Origin of the sequence: Candidatus Galacturonatibacter soehngenii, assembly GCF_008830185.1 — a bacterium.
Taxonomy (GTDB): Bacteria; Bacillota; Clostridia; order Lachnospirales; family Lachnospiraceae; genus Lachnotalea; species Lachnotalea soehngenii.
Map to the genome: position 1 here is coordinate 188,748 of NZ_WAGX01000008.1, position 21,995 is coordinate 210,742.

The following is a 21,995-nucleotide window of genomic DNA, read 5'->3' on the forward strand; positions in this document are numbered from 1 at the left end:
TTACACATTTCTATGAAATACTATAGAATGAATTATTATGTGAAAAAATAGTATAATGAAATTTGCATAGATTTGTGGAGGTAAAAATGGGAAAAGGGAAGATTTTAATCGCAGATGATGAAGAAGTCTTAAGAGATTTACTGCAAGATATATTGGAAAAAGAAGGGTATCAAGTATTAACAGCAAAAGACGGAGAGGAAGCGCTTGAGATATTCTTTGAAACAGAGGATATTGATTTGATTCTCTTAGATGTTTTAATGCCAAAGATAGATGGGTGGAAGGTCCTTACTGAGATTAGAGATTACTCCAATGTACCTATCATTATGCTCACAGCATTGGGGACGAGCAAAGATGAAATAGAAGGACTTTTGGCTGGAGCAGATGATTATATTGCAAAGCCTTTTAGTTATGAAGTTTTACTTGCAAGGGTGAATACTCAGTTTCGAAGAAATAATATTGAGCAAACCGAACCGATGGAAGTTGGAAGTATCAAAATTGATCAGTTAAGGCAAAAAGTATTTGTAGAAAACAAATTTGTGCGATTAAACAACAAGGAATATCACCTGTTGATTTACTTGGTAAAGAATAAAGGGATTGTATTAAATCGCTACCAGATTGTAACAACCATATGGGGATATGATTATGAAGGGAGCGAAAGAACAGTAGATACACATGTTAAAATGCTAAGGGCTAAATTAGGATTATGTGGAGACTATATTAGGACCGTGAGAGGGCAGGGGTATTGTTTTGAGATCAATTAGAAAAAGTTTATTTTTAGTTTTTATGGTGTTTATGATTATACTGGTGGCTGGAAATGTAATCATTAACATATCTCTATTTAAAGAATATTATATGCTGCAGGCAAAAAAACGAATGAGAAATACAAGTGCTGAAATTGAAAAGGTTTATTCTGAGAATCCTGATTCCCTACAAGATTCGATTGAAATGATAGATGGGATATGGGGAATATGGGTACGAATCGCTGATGAAGATTCGAATCTATTATATACTTCCAAACCTGAAAAAAATAAAAGTGGCAGGTTATCCGAATGGGCTGTAAAAGCAATTGCAGAAGGAAACGATGCCATAGAAGATAACGGTGTCTATTTTTCGAAGATTAGTAAGGATGAAAATAATATCGTTAGATTGGTTTGCGTAACGAAGCTAAAAAATAATGATGGTAACTACTATATTATACTTACAAGATCAATTCAAAGTGTTTATGAAAATATAAGTACTGCAAATCGTTTGGTAGAGGTCACAGCCTTAATATTAGTTGTTCTTGGATCTATCTTTATATATTATTTATCAAAAAGCATTACGAAGCCGATTCTAGAGATTAGTCAACATGCGAAGGAAATAGCTAAGCTTAATTTTAGTAAAAAGCTTAATATTAAGTATCAAAATGAATTAGGTACGCTAGCAGGTGCAATCAATGAAATATCAGAAAAGTTAAGCTTCAGCATTGAGGGGTTAAAAAATGATATTGACGATAGAAAAGCTCTGGTTCGCAATATGTCTCATGAATTAAAGACACCGATATCAGCCATAAAAGGATATACAGAAGGACTAAAGTATGCAGTTGCAGATACGCCAGAAAAAATGAATCGATATTGTGATGTTATCATATTGGAGTGCAATAAAATGGATTATCTAGTAAAACAAATGCTTGAGTTGTCTGTGATGGAAAGAGTAAGCTGGCAGATTGAAAAAACACACTTTCAGGTACAGCAGCTAATAGATGGTATTCAAATGTGTTTTGCAGAACAAATAAAAGTAAGGCATATACAGTTAATAATTGAAAAAAAAGAAGATTTTGAAATATATGGAGATTATCATTTGATAGAGAGAGCAGCCTTTAATTATTTTGAGAATGCAATTCGCCACACAAATGACGGTGGAATAATCAAGATAACACTCAAAAATGAAAAGGATGGATTCTTATTTACCATATTTAATTCGGGAAACTGTATAGAAGAAGATGAAATGAATAAGATATGGAAGGTTTTCTATAAAACAGATAAAGCAAGAGCAAGAGGCAGCAATAACTTTGGAGTAGGACTTGCTATTGTAAAAGCAAACATAACACTTCATGAAGGAGAGGCTGGGGTTAGAAATTTAGAAAATGGAGTTGAGTTTTGGTTTCGGATTCCAAGTGAAAAGTAGGTGAAACAAACTTGTACCTAAATTACACATAGATTACACATAAGGTGGCTATATTGTTGACAGAAAATAGTCAAAGGAAAATAGCCCAAATGAAAAAAAAGATAAAATACCTACTGGGGACGTTGCTTTTGATTGGAATGGCATCATTTATCCTCTATTTCTATTGGAATACTCAGCCATACTATAAAAAGTATCATTATATTGCTCATGCACTTGGTGGGATAGATAATAAAAAGTACACCAATTCAAAAGAAGCTATGGAATACTCCTATTCCATGGGTAATCGATTGATGGAAGTTGATCTTGTATTAACTAGTGATAAACAACTTGTAGCAAGACATAAATGGAGTAATGATTTAGGAGATAATTTTTCAGATGAAAATATTCCTGATTCTGATACCTTTTTATCCTCTAAAATATACGAGAAGTATACGCCGGTAGATATAAAAACAATTATATTATTTGCAATGGAACATCCAGACGTCTATTTCATAACCGATATTAAGTCGTATAAAAATGAAATGATGGATATGTTAGAGATTATAAAAGATACCTCAAACGAATTAGGATTTACAGACTTTACAAAACGGTTCATTATTCAGGTATATAATTATGAAAACTATGAATTAGTGAATCAGAACTTTCAATTTGAGAATTATATATTTACCTTATATCGTATGGTGGATGTATTTAAAGACAATCAAATTGACCAAGTTATACAGTTTTGTGTGGATAAACAAATAAATGTAATAACGATTCCCCAAAAATATATAACGAAAGAAATAGCAAAAAAAGCAAAAGAAAGTGATATTTTAATCTATGTAAATACGATAAATAGCAGAAAAGAAATGCTCAAACTTCGGCTTATGGGAGTGAATGGAGTATATACTGATTTTATTTATACGTTTAAAATAGTTGAGTCTGTAATAAAGCTAATGGCATTAGGTATAGGAATAATAAGTAGTGTACTAACCTTAATCTATTATGTAAGTAAAAAAAAGAAATGTCAGGTTAGTGTTAATGTGTTACAATCTGAATAAGTAATAAATGCAAGAAAAAGCTGGTTAAAACCGGCTTTTTTTGTGAATTATAGTATAAATTGGAATAAATAGAACAAATGTTTGCAATTGTTATAAAAAGTGATATAATATAACTTATCTATGAAATCAAGCGACTGCAACTTAACTTAAGAGGTGTAAAATGGCAAAGAATAACAGACAATATATAAAAATAAGAGGAGCAAATGAACATAATTTAAAAAATATTGAACTAGATATTCCTCGTAATGAATTTGTTGTATTAACCGGGCTAAGTGGATCTGGAAAATCCTCCCTTGCTTTTGATACCATATATGCAGAAGGACAAAGACGCTACATGGAATCTTTATCATCCTATGCAAGACAATTTTTAGGGCAGATGGAGAAACCAAATGTAGAGAGCATTGAAGGATTAAGTCCAGCAATATCCATTGACCAAAAATCTACAAATCGAAATCCGCGTTCAACCGTTGGAACAGTAACCGAAATCTATGATTATTTTCGATTGTTATATGCACGCATTGGAATACCACATTGTCCAGAATGTGGAAAAGAGATAAAAAAGCAGACGGTCGACCAAATGGTAGACCAGATTATGCTTTTGCCAGAAAGAACAAAGATACAGCTTCTTGCTCCCGTTGTAAGAGGAAGAAAAGGAGAACATACTAAGCTATTTGAGCAAGCGAAAAAAAGTGGATATGTGCGTGTAAGAGTGGATGGGAATCTATATGAATTAACAGAAGAGATAAAGCTAGACAAAAATAAAAAACATAACATAGAAATCATTGTTGACCGACTTGTTGTAAAAGAAGGAATTGAAAAGAGACTTACAGACTCTATTGAAACTGTTTTAGAGCTTGCGGAAGGTCTTTTGATTATTGATATAGTAGATGGAGAACCAATTAACTTTAGTCAAAGTTTTTCCTGCCCAGATTGCGGTATAAGTATTGATGAAATTGAACCGAGAAGCTTTTCGTTTAATAATCCGTTTGGTGCATGTCCTGTGTGCTATGGACTTGGCTATAAGATGGAATTTGATATTGATTTAATGATACCTGATAAAAGCATAAGCATTGCAGATGGAGCAATCACTGTTTTAGGGTGGCAGTCAAGTACGGACAAGACAAGCTATACAAGAGCGATTCTAGATGCATTGGCTAAAGAGTATAGTTTTGACTTGAATACTCCTTTTGAAGAGTTGTCACCAAAAGTACAAGATATCTTAATTCATGGGACAAAAGGAAAAGAGGTTAAGGTATATTATAAGGGACAGCGAGGAGAAGGAGTCTATGACGTTGCATTTGAAGGGATAATCAAAAATGTTGAGCGAAGATATCGAGAAACATCTTCGGATGGAATGAAACAAGAATATGAGACCTTTATGCGAATTACGCCTTGTAAAGAATGCAACGGACAGCGATTAAAAAAAGAATCACTAGCGGTAACAGTAAGCGGTAAAAATATTCATGAAGTAACCTCAATGTCGATTAAGAATCTTCATGAATTTATGAATCAAATGGAGCTTACTAAGACGCAAGAGTTGATTGGAGAACAAATATTAAAAGAAATAAAGTCACGAATTGGATTCTTAATTGATGTAGGATTGGATTACTTAACATTAGCAAGAGCTACTGGAAGTTTGTCGGGAGGAGAAGCACAAAGAATTCGATTGGCAACCCAAATAGGATCGGGACTAGTAGGTGTTGCTTATATATTAGATGAACCAAGTATCGGGTTACATCAAAGAGATAATGATAAACTTCTAAAGACACTCATTCATTTAAAAGAATTAGGAAATACATTGATTGTTGTAGAACACGATGAAGACACCATGTTTGCAGCAGATCATATTGTTGACATTGGGCCAGGCGCAGGGGAGCATGGAGGTCAACTAGTTGCCCAAGGAACAGCAAAAGAAATCATGAAAAATAAGAACTCTATTACAGGTGCTTATTTAAGTGGAAGAATAAAGATTCCTGTTCCAGACAAAAGAAGAGTGCCAACAGGCTATTTAAAGGTAATGGGAGCGCAGGAAAATAATTTAAAGAATATTGATGTTGATATTCCTTTAGGTGTTATGACCTGCATTACAGGTGTGTCAGGCTCAGGTAAAAGTTCTCTTATTAATGAGATTTTATATAAGGAATTAGCAAGAAAGTTAAATCGAGCAAGAACCATACCTGGAAAACATAAAAAAATAGTAGGGATAGAGCAACTTGACAAAGTAATTGCGATTGACCAGTCACCGATTGGCAGAACGCCCCGTTCAAATCCTGCCACCTATACAGGGGTATTTGATCAAATAAGAGATCTGTTTGCTACAACGGCTGATGCGAAAGCAAGGGGATATCAAAAGGGAAGATTTAGTTTTAATGTAAAAGGCGGTAGATGTGAAGCGTGTGGTGGAGATGGAATTATAAAAATTGAAATGCACTTTCTACCAGATGTATATGTACCTTGTGAAGTGTGCCAAGGAAAAAGATACAACCGAGAGACACTTGAAGTAAAATATAAGGGAAAGAATATCTATGATGTACTTGACATGACGGTAGAAGAAGCGCTTCATTTTTTTGAAAATGTTCCATCCATTCGTAGAAAAATAGAAACATTGAACGATGTAGGATTATCTTATATTCGTTTGGGACAGCCATCAACTACTTTGTCAGGGGGAGAAGCACAACGTATTAAACTAGCAACAGAGCTTAGTAAAAGAAGTACAGGAAAGACAATATATATTTTAGATGAACCAACAACAGGACTACATTTTGCTGATGTTCACAAATTAATTGAAATACTAAGAAGATTATCAGAAGGTGGAAACTCAGTTGTTGTAATCGAACATAATCTAGATGTAATTAAGACAGCGGATTATATTATTGATATAGGACCAGAAGGTGGAGATGGTGGAGGTATGGTTGTAGCCAAAGGTACACCAGAAGAGATTGTTAAAAATAATAAATCCTATACTGGTAAGTATGTAAAGAAGTATTTAGAGTAAGTGAGGATTAAGTTACAGTTTGATTTTAGGACAAACTGTAACTTTTTTTACTTTATAGGAAAGTTCTCCTTCGGAGAACTCTTGATATGAAAAGGGCCCGCATGGAGGCGGGCACAACAAGTAAACGATAGGTTTTAGAAGATATAGAAACCTTCAGCTCCCGGGAAGTCTTCGTCAAACGCATCGTCTTCATTTAAGAAGTAATCCATATCAAGCAAATCATCCTCACTCATGTGGCGGATGTCATCAGCGGTCATGCCTTCGGGTGGATTCTGTATATACTTGTTTCTGATTTCATCTGAACATTTTGACATAGTGTTTTCCTCCGTTTTATATATTTTATCACAGACGGAGGTGGTATGTATATATTTCATGCAGAAGAGAAAGTTGGGAGTCTTCCCATTGCCCTTTCATACATTTTGTCCAGAGAAATATGCTGATGTTTATGATAAAGCTCAAGAAAAAGCATTGTCTCGCCACAGCATGGACATTTGAGAGGATCATAACCAAAAGAGGATAAAGTGCAATTGCGCCAGCGATTGAATGAAAGAATAACCTTATGTTTTTCTTTTGATATGGCAAGAGATAGCTTTTTATCACTCTCACGTGTTCTTGCATAAAGACCATAGTAGCGGATTTGTTTGAAGTGTTTTTCAGGAATGTGCATGCTTAGTCGTTCAATGAATTCCATAACAGGAATGGTTTCAACGACAAGTTTGTCATCCTCATGACGATTGTAGTGAAAAGTTACATTTTCACCGTCGTAATCGTCGATACGAGAAGTGGCAATAACAGGACGACCAAGATAACGGCCTATGTATTTAGTAACAACTTTAGGATTACACTTATTAGGTTTTGCATAGACATAGAATCCTTCTTTATGTTCGTGGTAGCATTTAGCCTTGACCAGTATAAAAGATGGCCCAAGCTTTTTCTCCATTAAGTTAAGGAGGGCTGTGCGAAAGGCGTTGCGAAGGAATGTGTAATTAAAGTGAGTTTTGGGACGCCAAATACCAGAGTTACCAATGCCACCTTCGGACAGAAGACAATGAATATGAGGATTCCATTTCAAGTCTCTACCAAAAGTGTGGAGAACAAGAATGAATCCAGGCGTGAATTTTTCGGCTTTATTGTCTTTGTGAAATAAGCGAAAGACAACACTTTGAACAGCTTCAAAAAGAAGATTAAGAAGTTTTCTATCTTCAAGAAAGTAATGTCTAAGTTCAGAATCAATGGTAAAAACACAGTGACGGTGCTGAGCATTGATTATCTTAAAAGACATAGAGGTAGTGCGGTCAATGGAATACTTAGTTCCACAGGTAGGACAGAAGCGACTGTGACAACGGAAAGGAACAAATTTAAGGGTACCACATTTGCCGCAACCATACATTGCACCACCAAAAGAAGGGTCACCGCAGTTAATCATACGATTAACATTTTCAATGACCGACTTGCGAGGGTGTAAAGTATAAATCATTCTTTCATAGTTATCTTTAAATATATCCTGAAGTATGTTGCTCATAAGATTATTATGAAGGATTTGTAGCAAAAAGAAAACCCCCTAAATCCCCTCAAGATTGAGGGGGAGGGGAGTTGAAGTGTCGAAGACACTTTTTTATTTATTCTATCAAGATATTAAAAAAATAGCCGATAATTAATAATAGAGCATAGTTTTTGCATGAACGTAATAACATAATTATCAAATTCCTACTCATTATAAAAAAAGAATGTGTTTCCACATTCTATGATTTGAGGGAGTGCACTGCAGATAGTTTAGCGTAACTGCAGTGCATGAGTTATGAAAAATCATATTAGCGTTTGCTAATATATAATCAGTATAAATTCTAAATGTGTTCAATTTTTGATGAAACCTTTAAAAAACAGTGAAAAATATCAAAATAGCAATAGAAAATTACTTTTAACATAGTTTTATAAAAAAATCCGTCGAAAACGTAAGCTATTATAGAAAAAGAAAGAAAATATAAGAAAAAAGACTTTAAAAAAAATCAAATATTGTTTATAATGTAAACGAGTATGTGAAATACTATGTATATTGATGAAAACTGAAATAGTTAATTTAATCCAGTTTATGAATTGAAACAGATTATATTTTACAGACAAAACAATATTGATTTATTCTATAATAGAGATAGCTTATTCGAAAGGGGATAATTATGTTAAACACTGATATTGGAATTGATTTAGGAACAGCAAGTATTCTTGTTTATATAAAAGGAAAAGGTGTTGTGTTAAAAGAACCATCCGTAGTTGCATTTGATAGAGATACCAATAAAATCAAAGCAATTGGTGAAGAGGCAAGATTAATGCTTGGTAGAACACCAGGTAATATTGTTGCGGTAAGACCACTTAGACAAGGTGTAATATCGGATTATACTGTAACAGAGAAGATGTTAAAATACTTTATTCAAAAGGCGTTAGGAAAGAAGACCTTCCGTAAACCAAGAATTAGTGTTTGCGTACCAAGTGGAGTAACCGAAGTAGAAAAGAAGGCAGTAGAAGATGCAACCTATCAGGCAGGCGCCAGAGAGGTTTCCATTATAGAAGAGCCAATTGCAGCTGCAATTGGTGCTGGTATTGATATTTCAAGACCATGTGGTAACATGATTGTAGATATTGGAGGAGGAACCTCAGATATTGCGGTTATATCACTTGGAGGAACCGTAGTTAGTACTTCAATTAAAATTGCAGGCGATGATTTTGACGAGGCAATTGTTCGCTATATGCGTAAGAAACATAATCTTTTAATAGGTGAAAGAACAGCTGAAGATATAAAAATTAAAATTGGTTCCGCTTATAGAAGAGCAGAAGTAGATTCTATGGATGTAAGAGGACGTAACTTAGTAACAGGACTTCCTAAGACAGTTACTGTAACCTCAGAAGAAACCGAAGAAGCATTAAAAGAAACAACTGCTCAAATTGTTGAAGCGGTTCATAGTGTATTAGAAAAAACTCCACCTGAGTTAGCGGCAGATGTTGCTGATCGAGGAATTGTATTAACAGGAGGAGGAAGTCTGTTAAGAGGCTTAGAAGAATTAATAGAAGAAAAGACAGGTATCAATACGATTACAGCAGAAGAGCCAATGACGGCAGTAGCCATTGGAACAGGTAAATTTGTTGAATTCCTTAGTGGGAAAAGAGACGAATAGGCAAGCATTAGGAGGTAGAGTATGGTAAAGGGTTTGTATACAGCCTATACAGGCATGATCAACGAACAAAATAGAATGGATGTTATAACAAATAACATGGCAAATTCAGCTACAAATGGTTACAAAGCTGAAGGGGCGACCGCGCAATCTTTTGCAGATGTATATGCAGTTAAAATTAAAGATGCATCAGAATATTTTGTAAACAAAAGACTTGGTGGTATGAGTATGGGAGCTCAAATTGGAGAGACATATACAGACTATTCACAAGGATCGTTTAAGGAAACCGGAAATACTTATGACATTGCATTAGAAGGGAATGGATTTTTTAGTATTTCTTTTACAAACAAAGCAGGTGTGACATCTACAAAATATACCCGCGATGGTTCTTTTACAGTGAATATGCAAGGATTTCTTGTGACCAAAGATGGAGATTTTGTATTAGGAAATGGAAATGCTCCAATTCGAGTGAATACGAACACACCAGTAACAATTGATACATTAGGGAACATATTTCAAGAAGGTGCTTTGGTGAATCGTTTAGCAGTTACTGATTTTACCGATTATAACTATTTGGAAAAATACGGTGAGAATTTATATGATTTGGTACAAGGAGGAACGGCTCAAGCATCAACGGCAAGAGTACGCCAAGGATTTATCGAGTCCTCCAATGTTAATATCGTATCAGAAATGGTTAATATGATTCAAATTACGAGAGCCTATGAGACAAATCAGAAAGTTATTACGACAATAGATACAACACTTGATAAGGCAGTGAATCAAGTAGGTAAAGTATAAAATGCAAATGAGAATTGAAAGAGGTGTATAAAGAATGGTAAGAACGTTATGGACAGCAGCAAGTGGTATGACTGCACAGCAGACTGCCGTGGATACAATAGCCAATAACTTAGCAAATGTAAATACAACAGGTTATAAAAATGAAACAGCAGAGTTTAAATCTTTGCTTTATCAGACGATTCAAACAAGAACAACTACAGCAAATGGTGCGAATAAGCCAATAGGTGCACAAGTTGGTTTAGGTGTTAGAAACTCCTCAATCACTTCTCATTTTACACAAGGACCTATGAGTGAGACTGGAACTAATTCTGATTTAGCAATCAGTGGAAGTGGATTTTTTGCTGTAAGAGCAGAGGATGGACAAACCTATTATACTCGTAATGGATCGTTTCAATTTGGGTTAGGTCAAAATGGAATCGTATTAGCTACCAGTGAGGGCTATCCAGTTTTGGATACGGCTGGTAACGTGATAACAGTACCTGCTACATACAATGCTGCTAATATTTCAGTGAATACATCTGGTCAATTATTTTATACAAATGCTGATGGAACAACGGTTAATTTAAATAGAACGATTGGGGTATTTCAATTTAGTAATCCATCTGGCTTATTAAAATTATCAGATAGTTTATATCAGGTTAGCGCTGCATCTGGTGCAGCAATAAATGAAGCGACGAATGCGAATGTAACCAAAAGTAAGGTGGTACAAGGATACTTAGAGGCTTCAAATGTTCAAGTTGCTGATGAGATGGTTAACTTGATTGTTGCACAAAGAGCATATGAGATGAACTCAAAAGCGATTCAGGCGGCTGACGATATGATGCAGCAAGCAAATAACTTAAGATAAGGAATTAGGAGGAATAAAAAATGGATGGAATTACATCAATCTATCAATCACAATACCTTAATAATTCCGAATCGACTAAACAAGTGGAGAATAGTCTTAATAAAGACTATACTAACTCTTCGGATGATGAGCTGATGGGTGTGTGTAAACAATTTGAATCATATTTTGTAGAACAGATGTTTAAGGCTATGGAAAAAATGATTCCAAAAGATGAGGAATCAGAATCTGTTAGTACCTTAGATTATTTTAAAGATACATTGACTCAACAGTATGCATCTATGGCAACAGAAAAAGGCGAACTTGGCATTGCGCAGATGCTTTATGAGCAAATGAAGATTAATTATAATTTATAGGCTTTTATAGAACGGATATATTTACGGACAGTAATGTTAGTAAATATATCCGTTTGATTCATATGAACTAAGATTCATATGAATAGTAATACGCTCTCTATGCGAATACTGCAAGAGAAATAGCATATTAGATACAGGTGGTAACATAATGAAAACGATTGAAGGTTATGTGGAACATATTATATATAGAAATGATGATAACGGTTACACCGTGCTGATTCTTGTTAATGATGGTGAAGAAATAACTTGTGTAGGAACATTTCATTACATAGGTGAAGGAGAGCTAATAGAAGCGGTAGGAGATTATACCGATCATCCCAATTATGGAAAGCAGTTTGTAATAAAAACCTACGAAATAAAGGCGCCAGAAGATGTAATTGCAATAGAAAGATACCTTGGATCGGGTGCAATTAAAGGAATTGGAGTTGCACTTGCAGCTAGAATCGTACGAAAATTCAAAGCAGACACATTTCGGATAATAGAAGAAGAACCTGAACGTTTAGTAGAAGTAAAAGGAATAAGTGAACGAAAAGCAAGAGAGATTTCACAGCAAATTGAAGAGAAAAGAGATTTACGAAAAGCAATGATATTCTTACAACAGTATGGAATATCTACAACACTTGCAGTGAAGGTTTACAGTCAATATGGACAAAATATTTATAACATTGTAAAAGAGAACCCATATCGCCTTGCAGATGATATAACTGGAATTGGATTTAAAATAGCAGATGAAATTGCAGCTAAAGTAGGGATTCATACGGACTCGGATTTTCGTATCAAAAGTGGTATCTTATATGTCTTATTGCAGTCAATCAGTGATGGACATACCTATTTACCAGAAGGAATTTTACTTAAGAAAGCAGAGGAGCTTCTAAAAGTTGAGCAACAACATATTTCTATGCATATTATGGATATGGTAATCGATAAGAAGTTAATTATTAAGGAAAAAGAAGATAGTAAGATCATTTATGCTGCACGTTATTACTACATGGAGTTAAATGTAGCTAAAATGCTTCATGATTTGAATATTAAATGTGAAGTATCTGAAAATGAAATATACGAAACATTAGAGAAAATAGAGATAAACACAGAGATAGAGCTGGATGAGTTGCAGCAAAAGGCAATCATAGAAGCAGTAAGAAATGGATTGTTAATCATTACAGGTGGACCTGGAACAGGAAAGACGACTACAATTAATGCAATTATCAAATATTTTGAATCGCAAGAGTTAAATATTTATTTGGCAGCACCAACAGGGAGAGCGGCTAAAAGAATGACAGAGGCTACAGGCTATGAAGCGCAAACAATACACAGGCTACTAGAAGTTTCTGGCTCATATGAAGGCGAGAACACAGGGGGATTTGAACGAAATGAAGAAAATCCATTAGATGCAGATGTTGTCATTATTGATGAAATGTCTATGGTTGACATTTATTTGATGAATGCTCTTTTAAAGGCAGTCACGGTAGGTACCAGATTGATTTTAGTTGGAGATGTGGATCAATTACCATCGGTAGGTCCAGGGAGCGTATTAAAAGATATGATACGATCTGGTAAATTTAATGTAGTAATGCTAAATAAAATCTTTAGACAAGCCATTCAAAGTGATATTATTATGAATGCTCACAAGATTAATAAGGGGCAAAGAGTAATCGCTGATAATAAAAGTAAAGATTTTTTCTTTTTAAAAAGAGAAGATGTCAATATTATCATTCGCGTTATGCTTTCCTTGATTCAAAATAAGTTACCTCCGTATGTGGAAGCTACATCTTATGATATTCAGGTTTTAACACCAATGAGAAAAGGAAACCTTGGCGTGGAGCGCCTGAATGAAATATTGCAAGAATACCTAAACCCCAAAGATGCTACCAAACAAGAGAAAGAATTTGGACAAGGCTTGTTTCGAGAGGGAGATAAAATTATGCAAATAAAGAACAATTATCAAATGGAATGGGAAGTTCGAAATAAGTATGGAATTGCAGTAAATAAGGGGATGGGAATTTTTAATGGGGATATGGGTATCATTAAGGAGATTAATCATTTTGCAGAAGAAATAAGAGTGGAGTTTGAAGAAGGCAGAAGCGTAACCTATACATTTAAACAACTTGATGAAATCGAACTAGCCTATGCGATTACAATTCATAAGTCACAAGGAAGTGAATATCCAGCGGTTGTTATGCCGTTGCTTACTGGACCAAGAATGCTTATGAATCGAAATTTACTCTATACGGCTGTAACCAGAGCAAAAAAGTGTGTGACAATTGTGGGAAGTGAAGATACCTTTCAATCAATGATAGAAAATGAAAGTGAACAAAAAAGGTATTCTGGTTTAACAGAAAGAATTTTGGATATTGATTTGCTATAAACAGAATAATTGATAAGAGTACAGTTGTGGAGAGATTTGGGGAGAAAGGTTTTGTGTGCAGAAATATACAAGGATACTAGAAAATCTAAAAGAAGAATTGATTGGTATTATTTATCCGAGAACTTGCCCGATTTGTGGTGAGATTCTTCAAAAAAACAACTTGCAAGTCTGTAATGCTTGTAAAAAGAAAATAAAGTATATTAAAGAGCCTGCTTGTAAAAAATGTGGGAAGCAATTGCAGGTTGAAGAACAAGAGTGTTGCTTTGATTGTTTAAAAAAAGAGCATAATTTTACAAAGGGTATAGCCTTGTATTGTCATGATGAGTGGATTCGTAAGTCCATTTACAAGTTTAAGTATAGTAACAAAAGAGAATATGCAAAAATATATGCGAATGAAATCATATTACGTTATAGAAGTAAAATTGAGGAATGGAATGCAGATTATCTAATTCCCATACCGTTGCATAAGTCAAAATTAAGAGCCAGAGGATACAATCAGGCGGAGGATTTGAGTAGAGAGCTGTCAAAGGAACTCTTAATTCCTATGTTAAAGAATGGTGTTTATAGAATAAAGAAAACTTTACCACAAAAAGAACTAAATGATAAACAAAGAATAAATAATCTGGAAAAGGCTTTTAAAATAGGCAATATTGATGTAAAATCAAAGAGAGTCATATTAATAGATGATATTTATACAACGGGTGCAACGATTGATAGTGTAGCAGAAGTACTCATTCAGTCTGGTGTTAAGGATATATATTTTATTACTATAAGTATTGGAGAAGGATTATAGGAGGAGAAGTGTATGGATGTTAGGAATTGTAGAAAATGTAGAAAGTTATTTAACTATATAGGAGGGCAACAAATATGTCCCTCTTGTCAGGCGGCGTTAGAAGAAGAATTTCAAAAAGTGAAGAGTTATTTAAGGGAGCATCCAAAAGCAACAATGGTAGTCATATCAGAAGATAATGGTGTAAGCGTTGCGCAGATTAAGCAGTGGATTCGAGAAGAAAGATTATCTTTTACAGAGGATTCTCCCGTTGCTATTGAATGTGAAAATTGTAATGCAATGATACGAACAGGAAGATATTGCAAAAGTTGTAAAGCAATTCTTGCAAATAGCATGAACGAAGTAATTAAAAAGCCAAGAAAAGAATTACCGACTCAGGAAAGAAGACCAATTAGAGAAAAAGAAAGAATGCGTTTTCTAGATAAACAATAAGAAAGTCCCCGCAGTTATTCGTTAATTGTGGGGACTTTTGGGATAATAAAAATCTTTCCATTAAGTACTAGATATGATATAATCAAGCTGATGCTTAAAAGAAACAGTGTAAGAGGTGACACATGTTAAATGAAGATAGAATTAAATTAATGACCAAAATGGCGTCTTATGAATCGAAAGAAGGAAAAAAACAAATACCGATTTCAAAATTTTTTCGAATCGACTATGTTACACTAAATATGTTAAAATCAGCCATAAGTATTACAATTGCATTTTGCTTGATTGTGGTTATGTGGGTTTCCTATAAAGCAGATTTTTTTATGAGTAACATTCATAAAATGGATTTACTTACACTTGGTAAATCCATATTTAAATATTATGTATTGGTTCTAGCTGTCTATTTGATAATTGCTTACTTTGTATACATGGTTAAATACCATAATGCAAGAAATGGAGTTAAAAAGTATTATGGTCAATTAAAAAGATTAAGTAAGCTATACGAAAAAGAAGGATATGAAAGTGACAGTAGAAAAAGCTTAGGAGGTAAAACTGAACATGACCATTTTACTGGAATTTAGAGAGAAGCTTAAGATATTTTACAGTAAGCATGATATGTATATTAGGCCATTCATAAAATGTATTGTGACTTTTATTACATTAACAACTATAAATGCGAATATTGGATTTATGACGAGGCTAACAAACCCTGTTCTTGTTATAATGGTTGCTTTAGCCTCTACCTTTTTACCATTTAATGCGGTGTTAGTATTGGCAGCAATCTTTATGGTTGCACATTTTTATGCAGCTTCGCTACCCGTTGCTTTAGTTGCATTAGCAATTATTTTACTCATGTTTTTATTGTATTATCGATTTTCACCGAAAGAAAGTTATCTGGTACTATTAACACCAATTGGTTTTATGTTGAAAATACCATTTATCTTACCCTTACTTGGTGGTTTACTTGGTACTCCATTATCAGCTTTTCCTATCGCCTTTGGAGTGATATTGTATTATCTAATGTATTCAGTTAAGCAAAACGCTTCTGTTATCAATAATTCAGAAGCAAGTAATATGCTACAAACTTATACTTATTTAATTGATAACATTTTAAATAATAAAGAGATGCTTGTTTGCATTTTGGCATTTACGGTAACAATTTTAGTAGTATATTTAATTCGAAGGCTTTCCATTGACTATTCATGGAGTATCGCAATTGTACTTGGAGCAATAACCAATTTGCTTATTATGCTTGTTTGTGACTATATGCTTAATATATCATATAATATCTTATGGTTAATTATAGGCATTTGTATCTCGGTTGGACTTGCGTTTTGTGTTAAGTTCATGGCTTTTCACGTGGATTATACAAGAACAGAACATGTACAATTTGAAGATGATGAATATTATTATTATGTAAAAGCAATACCGAAGATAAGTATTACATCAAGAGAAAAGAAGGTAAAAAGAATAAATCCACAGAAAAAGATGACTAAGAGAACTTCGTTATCTTTAACAGAGGAAATTGATTTGGAAAATGAATTGAAAGATTTGAAATAAAAAAGACGGAAAGGGTGTGATGAGATGAGTAATATAGAAAACTTTTTTGAAAGCTATTTATTTGGCTTGTCCCTTCCTGATATGAAAGTTACGGATTTAATTGAAATAATATTAATCGCTTTTGTAATATATGAAATCATGTTATGGGTAAAGAATACAAGAGCGTGGATGCTATTTAAAGGAATTATTTTTTTAATGGTTTTCATCTTATTTGCATCCATTTTTGAGATGAATATCATATTATGGATAGCAAGTAAAACCATTAATGTTGGTATCATAGCAGTTATTATTATTTTTCAGCCGGAGCTTAGAAAGGCACTGGAGCAACTTGGAAGAAAAAATATTTTGACCAGTTTGTTTCCGATCGATGCACAAAGAAACGGTGATGAACGATTTAGCGATAAGACTGTAAATGAGATTACAAGAGCAGTTTTTGAAATGGGAAGCGTAAGAACAGGAGCACTAATCGTCATTGAGCGTGATATTAGTTTGATGGACTATGAGAATACCGGTATCGCAGTCGATTCTATTATATCCAGTCAATTATTGATTAATATATTCGAACATAATACTCCATTGCATGATGGAGCTGTTATTGTCAGAGGAAATCGTGTAGCAGCAGCTACTTGTTACTTACCATTGTCAGATAACATGGGACTAAGTAAAGACCTTGGAACAAGACACAGGGCAGGAATTGGAATTAGTGAGGTTTCAGATTCTATGACGATTATAGTATCTGAAGAAACTGGAAAAGTTTCAATTGCTATGGGCGGCGAGTTGACGCGTAATGTGGATGCAGAATTCTTACGAAGTAAATTATATGCACTGCAAAATAAAAGTATTGAGGGTGGAAGATTTCGAAAAACAAAAGGGAGGGTTAAGAATGAAAAAAAAGTTAACTCATAACTGGGGTTTAAAAATCCTTTCCACCTTATTTGCGATTGTGCTTTGGCTTATTGTTGTAAATATTATCGATCCAGTGGAAAAAAAATCATTTAATAACGTAGCAGTTACAATCCGAAATGAATCTGTAATTGAAAACCAAGGAAAAGTCTATGATATTATAGATAACAGTGATGTGATAAGTATAACGGTAAAAGGCAGAAGATCTGCACTTGCCAATATGAAATCATCTGACTTTGTAGCGATTGCCGATATGAAAGAAATGATTGTCATGGATACCATACCAATTATTGAAATAAGTGCTACGAAAAATAATAATAAAATTAGCGAGATTATTCCAAAAACACAAACGGTAAAAATTAGTGTGGAAGACTCTGCTACAAAACAGTTTGCAATTACAACATCTACCAGTGGTACATTGGTGGAAGGGTATGCAGTAGGCGATATAACTTGTTTTCCAAGTGTTTTAAAAGTTACAGGAGCTGCGTCTGTTGTAAATAAAATTAATAAAGTAATGGTTACAGTGGAAGTAAGTGATGTGACCACAACGATTAGCCAATCAGCTACTCCCAAATTTTATGATAGCGATGGAGATGTAATAGAAGCCACAAGTCTTGAATACTCAACTGATAAAATATCTGTTACCGTTGATTTGTTAAAAACAAAAGAAGTTAGTTTGAATTTTAAAGTTAAGGGAACACCGTCAGATGATTATCAATACGTAGAAAGTGTATATTCACCTGACACAATTACAATAGCAGGAGATGAGGAAGAACTTGCTCTAATTAGTTCCTTGGATATTAATAAAGATGAAGATGCGATTAATCTCAATGGAGCTACAGATAACATACAACAAATTGTTGATATAACCAGTTATCTTCCTAGTACCGTGCGCTTAGTAGATTCTAGCGAAGCATCAATATTAGTGACTGCGATATTAGAGAAGAAGACAACGAAGAACATTGAACTATCAAAAAATAATATTAAGCTTTCAAATCTGTCTTCTAGACTATCATTTAATTATGCAAATAATGATAATATCATAGTTAAGGTAAAAGGGCTTGCTGAAAATATAAGTAAAATTACTGCGGATGATATTACTGCAAGTATAGATTTAAAGGATATAAGTGAGACAGGAACAAAGACGCTACCAGTTAGTTTATCCCTATCGGGTGAATTAGATGCCCAAATAGATGGAGAAGTTACGGTAGAGGCAGTAATAACAAAAAGTAATACAAGTACAAATAGACAATAATTGGGAATGAATGGAGAAAAAATGGGTAGATTATTTGGAACTGATGGAGTAAGAGGAATTGCAAATAGTGAGCTGACAATTGAGCTTGCTATGAAACTTGGGCAGGCGGGTGCCTATGTTCTTACAAAAGAGAATGCACATAAGCCTACCATTATAGTAGGATGTGATACTAGAATTTCGGGTGGAATGCTTGCAAACGCACTAATGGCTGGAATTTGCTCGGTTGGTGCAAATGCAATATATTTAGGAGTACTCCCAACGCCTGCAGTCGCATATTTGACAAGAAAATATAAGGTGGACGCAGGAGTTGTAATTTCAGCATCACATAATCCAATGGAGTTTAATGGAATTAAATTCTTTAATTCAGAAGGTTACAAACTATCAGATAGTTTAGAGGATGAGATTGAAGCGCTTATCAATAACCAGATGACAAATATAAGTATGCCAATTGGAGCAGAGATTGGAAGAGTTGAATATAAATATGATGCAAAAGATGACTATGTAAAGTTTGCAAAATCTGTAGTTAATGTTGATCTTACTGGTATCAAAATTGTAATAGATTGTGCCGAAGGTGCAGCCTACTATACGGCAGTTGAAACTTTAAAAGGATTGGGAGCTGATGTGGTTTCTATCCATATTAATCCAGATGGCACCAATATTAATTCAAACTGTGGCTCAACTCATATGGAGGAGCTAAAGGCAAGAGTTGTGTATGAAAAAGCAGCGCTTGGCTTGGCGTTTGATGGTGATGCAGATCGTTTGCTTGCAGTGGATGAAAATGGAAAGCTAGTAGATGGCGATGAATTAATGGCAATCTGTGGCTATTATTTAAAGGAAACGAATCGATTAAAAAATAATACCATTGTAGCTACTGTTATGAGTAATTTAGGCTTTATGTTAATGGGACAAAAAAATGGACTTAACATAGAACAAACTAAAGTTGGAGATCGTTACGTGTTGGAACGAATGATTGAAATAGGTGCAAATCTTGGGGGCGAGCAGTCAGGTCATATTATATTTCTTGATGAAAACACAACAGGAGATGGATTGATCAGTGCGCTGCATTTATTGGAAGTCATTGTAAATACAAAGAAGCCACTATCCGAACTTGCATCGATTATGGAGGTTATGCCTCAGGCTTTAGTCAATGCCAAGGTTCCTACACATAAAAAAGATAAATATATGGAATATCCAGAAATAGCAGAAGCGATTCAAAGAATTGAAGAACGATTTGCGGGAGAAGGAAGAGTATTGATTCGACCATCTGGTACGGAGCCTCTGGTTCGAGTTATGATAGAAGGGAAAGACCAGGAGATTATTGAAAGGGAAGCTACGGATTTAGCAGAACTAATTACGAAGACTATAATATAGAAAACTTGAGAAAAATGGAGGTATTGCAATATGGTAAGCCAAAAAGTGGTTATTAAAAATCCGACAGGATTACATTTAAGGCCAGCTGGGATTTTATGTAAAGAAGCAATGCAATTTAAATCATTAATTACATTTAGTTATGGAGGAAACACTGCAAATGCCAAGAGTGTGTTAAGCGTACTTGGAGCATGTGTAAAATCAGGAGATGAAATTGAATTAATCTGTGATGGAGAAGATGAAGAAGAGGCATTAAAAGCCCTTGTTGAAGCTGTTGAGAGTGGTTTGGGTGAATAGTAATGTTAAACTATAAAAAATACAAAAGAGTACCCGTTGTTAACTTTAGTGAGAGAGAATGGCCAAGCAAACAAATAGGAAAAGCGCCAACGTGGTGTAGTGTTGATTTAAGAGATGGAAATCAGGCTCTTATTGAACCTATGGTGGTGGAAGAAAAAATTGAATTTTTTCAACTTTTGGTTAAGCTTGGATTTAAAGAGATAGAGGTTGGTTTTCCAGCTGCGTCGCAAATTGAATTTGATTTTTTAAGACAGTTAGTGGATCGTAAGTTAATTCCAGATGATGTTGTGGTACAAGTTCTTGTTCAGTGCCGTGAGCATCTCATTCAAAGGACGTTTGAAGCTTTAGAAGGTATAAAAACTGCTATTGTACACATCTATAATTCTACTTCGACATTGCAAAGAGAAGTGGTATTTGGAAAAAGTAAGGAGCAAATAAAAGAAATAGCATTAGAAGGAACAAGACTTGTAAAAAAGTATGCAAATGAATTTGATGGCAGTATTATATTAGAATATTCACCTGAAAGCTTTACGGGAACAGAGTTAGAGTTTGCGCTGGATATCTGTAATGCAGTACAAGAAGAATGGAAACCAACACCAGATAACAAGATGATTCTTAACTTGCCAGCAACCGTTGAAATGACAACACCAAATGTCTATGCAGATCAAATAGAATGGATGCACAAGCACTTAAGTAACAGAGAAAGCATTCTTTTAAGTGTTCATCCTCATAATGATAGAGGGACTGGTATTGCTGCCACAGAGCTTGCGCTGCTTGCAGGTGCAGAGCGTGTGGAGGGAACATTATTTGGGAATGGAGAACGAACAGGCAACGTTGATATATTGACACTTGCTTATAACATGTTCTCTCAAGGAATCAATCCGGTTCTAGAACTTGATTGCATCAATGAAATTATAGAAGTATATGAAAGATGTTGTAAAATACCGGTGCATGTAAGACATCCATATGCAGGTAAACTTGTATTTACTGCGTTTTCTGGTTCACATCAGGATGCGATTAATAAGGGAGTAAAGGCATTAAAAGAAAAAAATGCATCTGTTTGGGAAGTACCATATCTACCAATCGATCCTAGTGATGTTGGCAGAGAATATGAACCAATCGTACGTATTAATAGCCAATCAGGTAAAGGCGGGGTTGCTTTTGTTATGGATACTTTCTTTGGATATAAGTTACCAAAAGGTATGCATAAGGAATTTGCAGATGTAATTCAGGCACTATCTGAAAGACAAGGAGAAGTAGAACCAGAACAAATTATGAGCCAGTTCTCAAAAGAGTATTTAGTATTGAATACTCCTTATGAATTTGCTAAATGTGAGATTACTGATATTGGGGATAGTGATACACATGCTAAGTTATCTTTTAAATATAATAGTGAAATTATTATTAGTGAAGAAGATGGGAACGGACCAATTGATGCAGTTCGAAATGCGTTAAAGAAGAAAACAGGTATCGATGTGAAAGTGCTAGATTATTCAGAGCATGCATTAGGTGAAGGGTCACACGCAAAGGCGGCGGCGTATATTCAAGTGATGGACAAAGAGACAAGAAAGGTAACGTATGGCGTTGGTGTGAGTTCCAATATTACAAGAGCTTCTATTAGGGCATTGTTTAGTGCAATTAACCGCCTTAGTATAAAATAGTAAG

20 protein-coding genes are annotated in these 21,995 nt (G+C 34.5%); 18 read left to right on the top strand and 2 right to left on the bottom strand.

Annotated elements, in window-relative coordinates:
• The first annotated feature begins 86 nt into the window (after positions 1 to 86).
• The 4 genes from F7O84_RS17945 to uvrA all read left to right on the top strand — a co-directional run bounded on the left by F7O84_RS17945 (position 87) and on the right by uvrA (position 6,201).
• Positions 87 to 761: a response regulator transcription factor gene (locus F7O84_RS17945; protein ID WP_151148426.1), complete on the top strand. Its 675-nt coding sequence runs from the start codon at positions 87 to 89 to the stop codon at positions 759 to 761.
• Positions 748 to 2,166, top strand: coding sequence for a sensor histidine kinase (locus F7O84_RS17950; RefSeq protein WP_151148428.1), 1,419 nt, complete (start codon positions 748 to 750; stop codon positions 2,164 to 2,166). Before F7O84_RS17945 ends, F7O84_RS17950 begins: the two co-directional genes overlap by 14 nt.
• An 89-nt stretch (positions 2,167 to 2,255) precedes the next feature.
• Positions 2,256 to 3,206, top strand: coding sequence for a glycerophosphodiester phosphodiesterase family protein (locus F7O84_RS17955; protein WP_151148430.1), 951 nt, complete (start codon positions 2,256 to 2,258; stop codon positions 3,204 to 3,206).
• A gap of 160 nt (positions 3,207 to 3,366) precedes the next feature.
• Positions 3,367 to 6,201: an excinuclease ABC subunit UvrA gene (gene uvrA / locus F7O84_RS17960; RefSeq protein ID WP_151148432.1), complete on the top strand. Its 2,835-nt coding sequence runs from the start codon at positions 3,367 to 3,369 to the stop codon at positions 6,199 to 6,201.
• A gap of 134 nt (positions 6,202 to 6,335) precedes the next feature.
• On the opposite strand, the gene F7O84_RS17965 is transcribed toward uvrA, so the two are convergent.
• Both F7O84_RS17965 and F7O84_RS17970 read right to left on the bottom strand, forming a co-directional pair.
• On the bottom strand, positions 6,336 to 6,515 hold the full coding sequence (locus F7O84_RS17965; RefSeq protein WP_042679852.1) for a hypothetical protein: 180 nt from the start codon (positions 6,513 to 6,515) through the stop codon (positions 6,336 to 6,338).
• Between the two features lie 56 nt (positions 6,516 to 6,571).
• On the bottom strand, positions 6,572 to 7,723 hold the full coding sequence (locus tag F7O84_RS17970; protein WP_151144754.1) for an IS91 family transposase: 1,152 nt from the start codon (positions 7,721 to 7,723) through the stop codon (positions 6,572 to 6,574).
• 652 nt (positions 7,724 to 8,375) lie between these two features.
• Here F7O84_RS17970 and mreB point away from each other — a divergent pair.
• The 14 genes from mreB (at position 8,376) to leuA (ending at position 21,991) form a co-directional block, all read left to right on the top strand.
• Entirely contained in the window at positions 8,376 to 9,368 is a 993-nt protein-coding gene (gene mreB, locus F7O84_RS17975) for a rod shape-determining protein (protein WP_151148435.1), read from the top strand.
• A gap of 21 nt (positions 9,369 to 9,389) precedes the next feature.
• Positions 9,390 to 10,163, top strand: a complete 774-nt coding sequence (locus F7O84_RS17980; RefSeq protein WP_151148437.1) for a flagellar hook-basal body protein — start codon at positions 9,390 to 9,392, stop codon at positions 10,161 to 10,163.
• A 34-nt stretch (positions 10,164 to 10,197) separates the two neighbouring features.
• Positions 10,198 to 11,010: a flagellar basal-body rod protein FlgG gene (gene flgG / locus F7O84_RS17985; protein ID WP_151148439.1), complete on the top strand. Its 813-nt coding sequence runs from the start codon at positions 10,198 to 10,200 to the stop codon at positions 11,008 to 11,010.
• A 20-nt stretch (positions 11,011 to 11,030) separates the two neighbouring features.
• Positions 11,031 to 11,363 carry a rod-binding protein gene (locus F7O84_RS17990; RefSeq protein WP_151148442.1) on the top strand — a complete coding sequence of 111 codons (333 nt, stop codon included), beginning with the start codon at positions 11,031 to 11,033 and terminating at the stop codon, positions 11,361 to 11,363.
• Positions 11,364 to 11,511: 148 nt separating this feature from the next.
• Positions 11,512 to 13,728: an SF1B family DNA helicase RecD2 gene (gene recD2, locus F7O84_RS17995; protein WP_151148444.1), complete on the top strand. Its 2,217-nt coding sequence runs from the start codon at positions 11,512 to 11,514 to the stop codon at positions 13,726 to 13,728.
• A gap of 55 nt (positions 13,729 to 13,783) precedes the next feature.
• Positions 13,784 to 14,521 carry a ComF family protein gene (locus tag F7O84_RS18000; RefSeq protein WP_151148446.1) on the top strand — a complete coding sequence of 246 codons (738 nt, stop codon included), beginning with the start codon at positions 13,784 to 13,786 and terminating at the stop codon, positions 14,519 to 14,521.
• Between the two features lie 12 nt (positions 14,522 to 14,533).
• Entirely contained in the window at positions 14,534 to 14,950 is a 417-nt protein-coding gene (locus F7O84_RS18005) for a flagellar protein (protein ID WP_151148448.1), read from the top strand.
• Positions 14,951 to 15,072: 122 nt separating this feature from the next.
• Entirely contained in the window at positions 15,073 to 15,528 is a 456-nt protein-coding gene (locus F7O84_RS18010; protein WP_151148450.1) for a hypothetical protein, read from the top strand.
• Positions 15,506 to 16,507: an ABC transporter permease gene (locus tag F7O84_RS18015; RefSeq protein WP_151148452.1), complete on the top strand. Its 1,002-nt coding sequence runs from the start codon at positions 15,506 to 15,508 to the stop codon at positions 16,505 to 16,507. The genes F7O84_RS18010 and F7O84_RS18015 overlap by 23 nt, the downstream gene beginning before the upstream one ends.
• Positions 16,508 to 16,531: 24 nt before the next feature.
• The gene (cdaA, locus tag F7O84_RS18020) at positions 16,532 to 17,413 is read left to right on the top strand and encodes a diadenylate cyclase CdaA (protein WP_151148454.1); all 882 of its coding nucleotides are present in this window, start codon (positions 16,532 to 16,534) and stop codon (positions 17,411 to 17,413) included.
• Positions 17,391 to 18,665 carry a CdaR family protein gene (locus F7O84_RS18025; RefSeq protein WP_192451824.1) on the top strand — a complete coding sequence of 425 codons (1,275 nt, stop codon included), beginning with the start codon at positions 17,391 to 17,393 and terminating at the stop codon, positions 18,663 to 18,665. The genes cdaA and F7O84_RS18025 overlap by 23 nt, the downstream gene beginning before the upstream one ends.
• Before the next feature lie 21 nt (positions 18,666 to 18,686).
• Complete coding sequence (gene glmM, locus F7O84_RS18030) at positions 18,687 to 20,036, top strand: phosphoglucosamine mutase (protein ID WP_151148458.1); 1,350 nt, start codon at positions 18,687 to 18,689, stop codon at positions 20,034 to 20,036.
• 30 nt (positions 20,037 to 20,066) lie between these two features.
• Positions 20,067 to 20,330 carry an HPr family phosphocarrier protein gene (locus tag F7O84_RS18035; RefSeq protein ID WP_151148460.1) on the top strand — a complete coding sequence of 88 codons (264 nt, stop codon included), beginning with the start codon at positions 20,067 to 20,069 and terminating at the stop codon, positions 20,328 to 20,330.
• Positions 20,331 to 20,332: 2 nt separating this feature from the next.
• On the top strand, positions 20,333 to 21,991 hold the full coding sequence (gene leuA / locus F7O84_RS18040; RefSeq protein WP_151148462.1) for a 2-isopropylmalate synthase: 1,659 nt from the start codon (positions 20,333 to 20,335) through the stop codon (positions 21,989 to 21,991).
• The last annotated feature ends 4 nt before the right edge of the window (positions 21,992 to 21,995 follow it).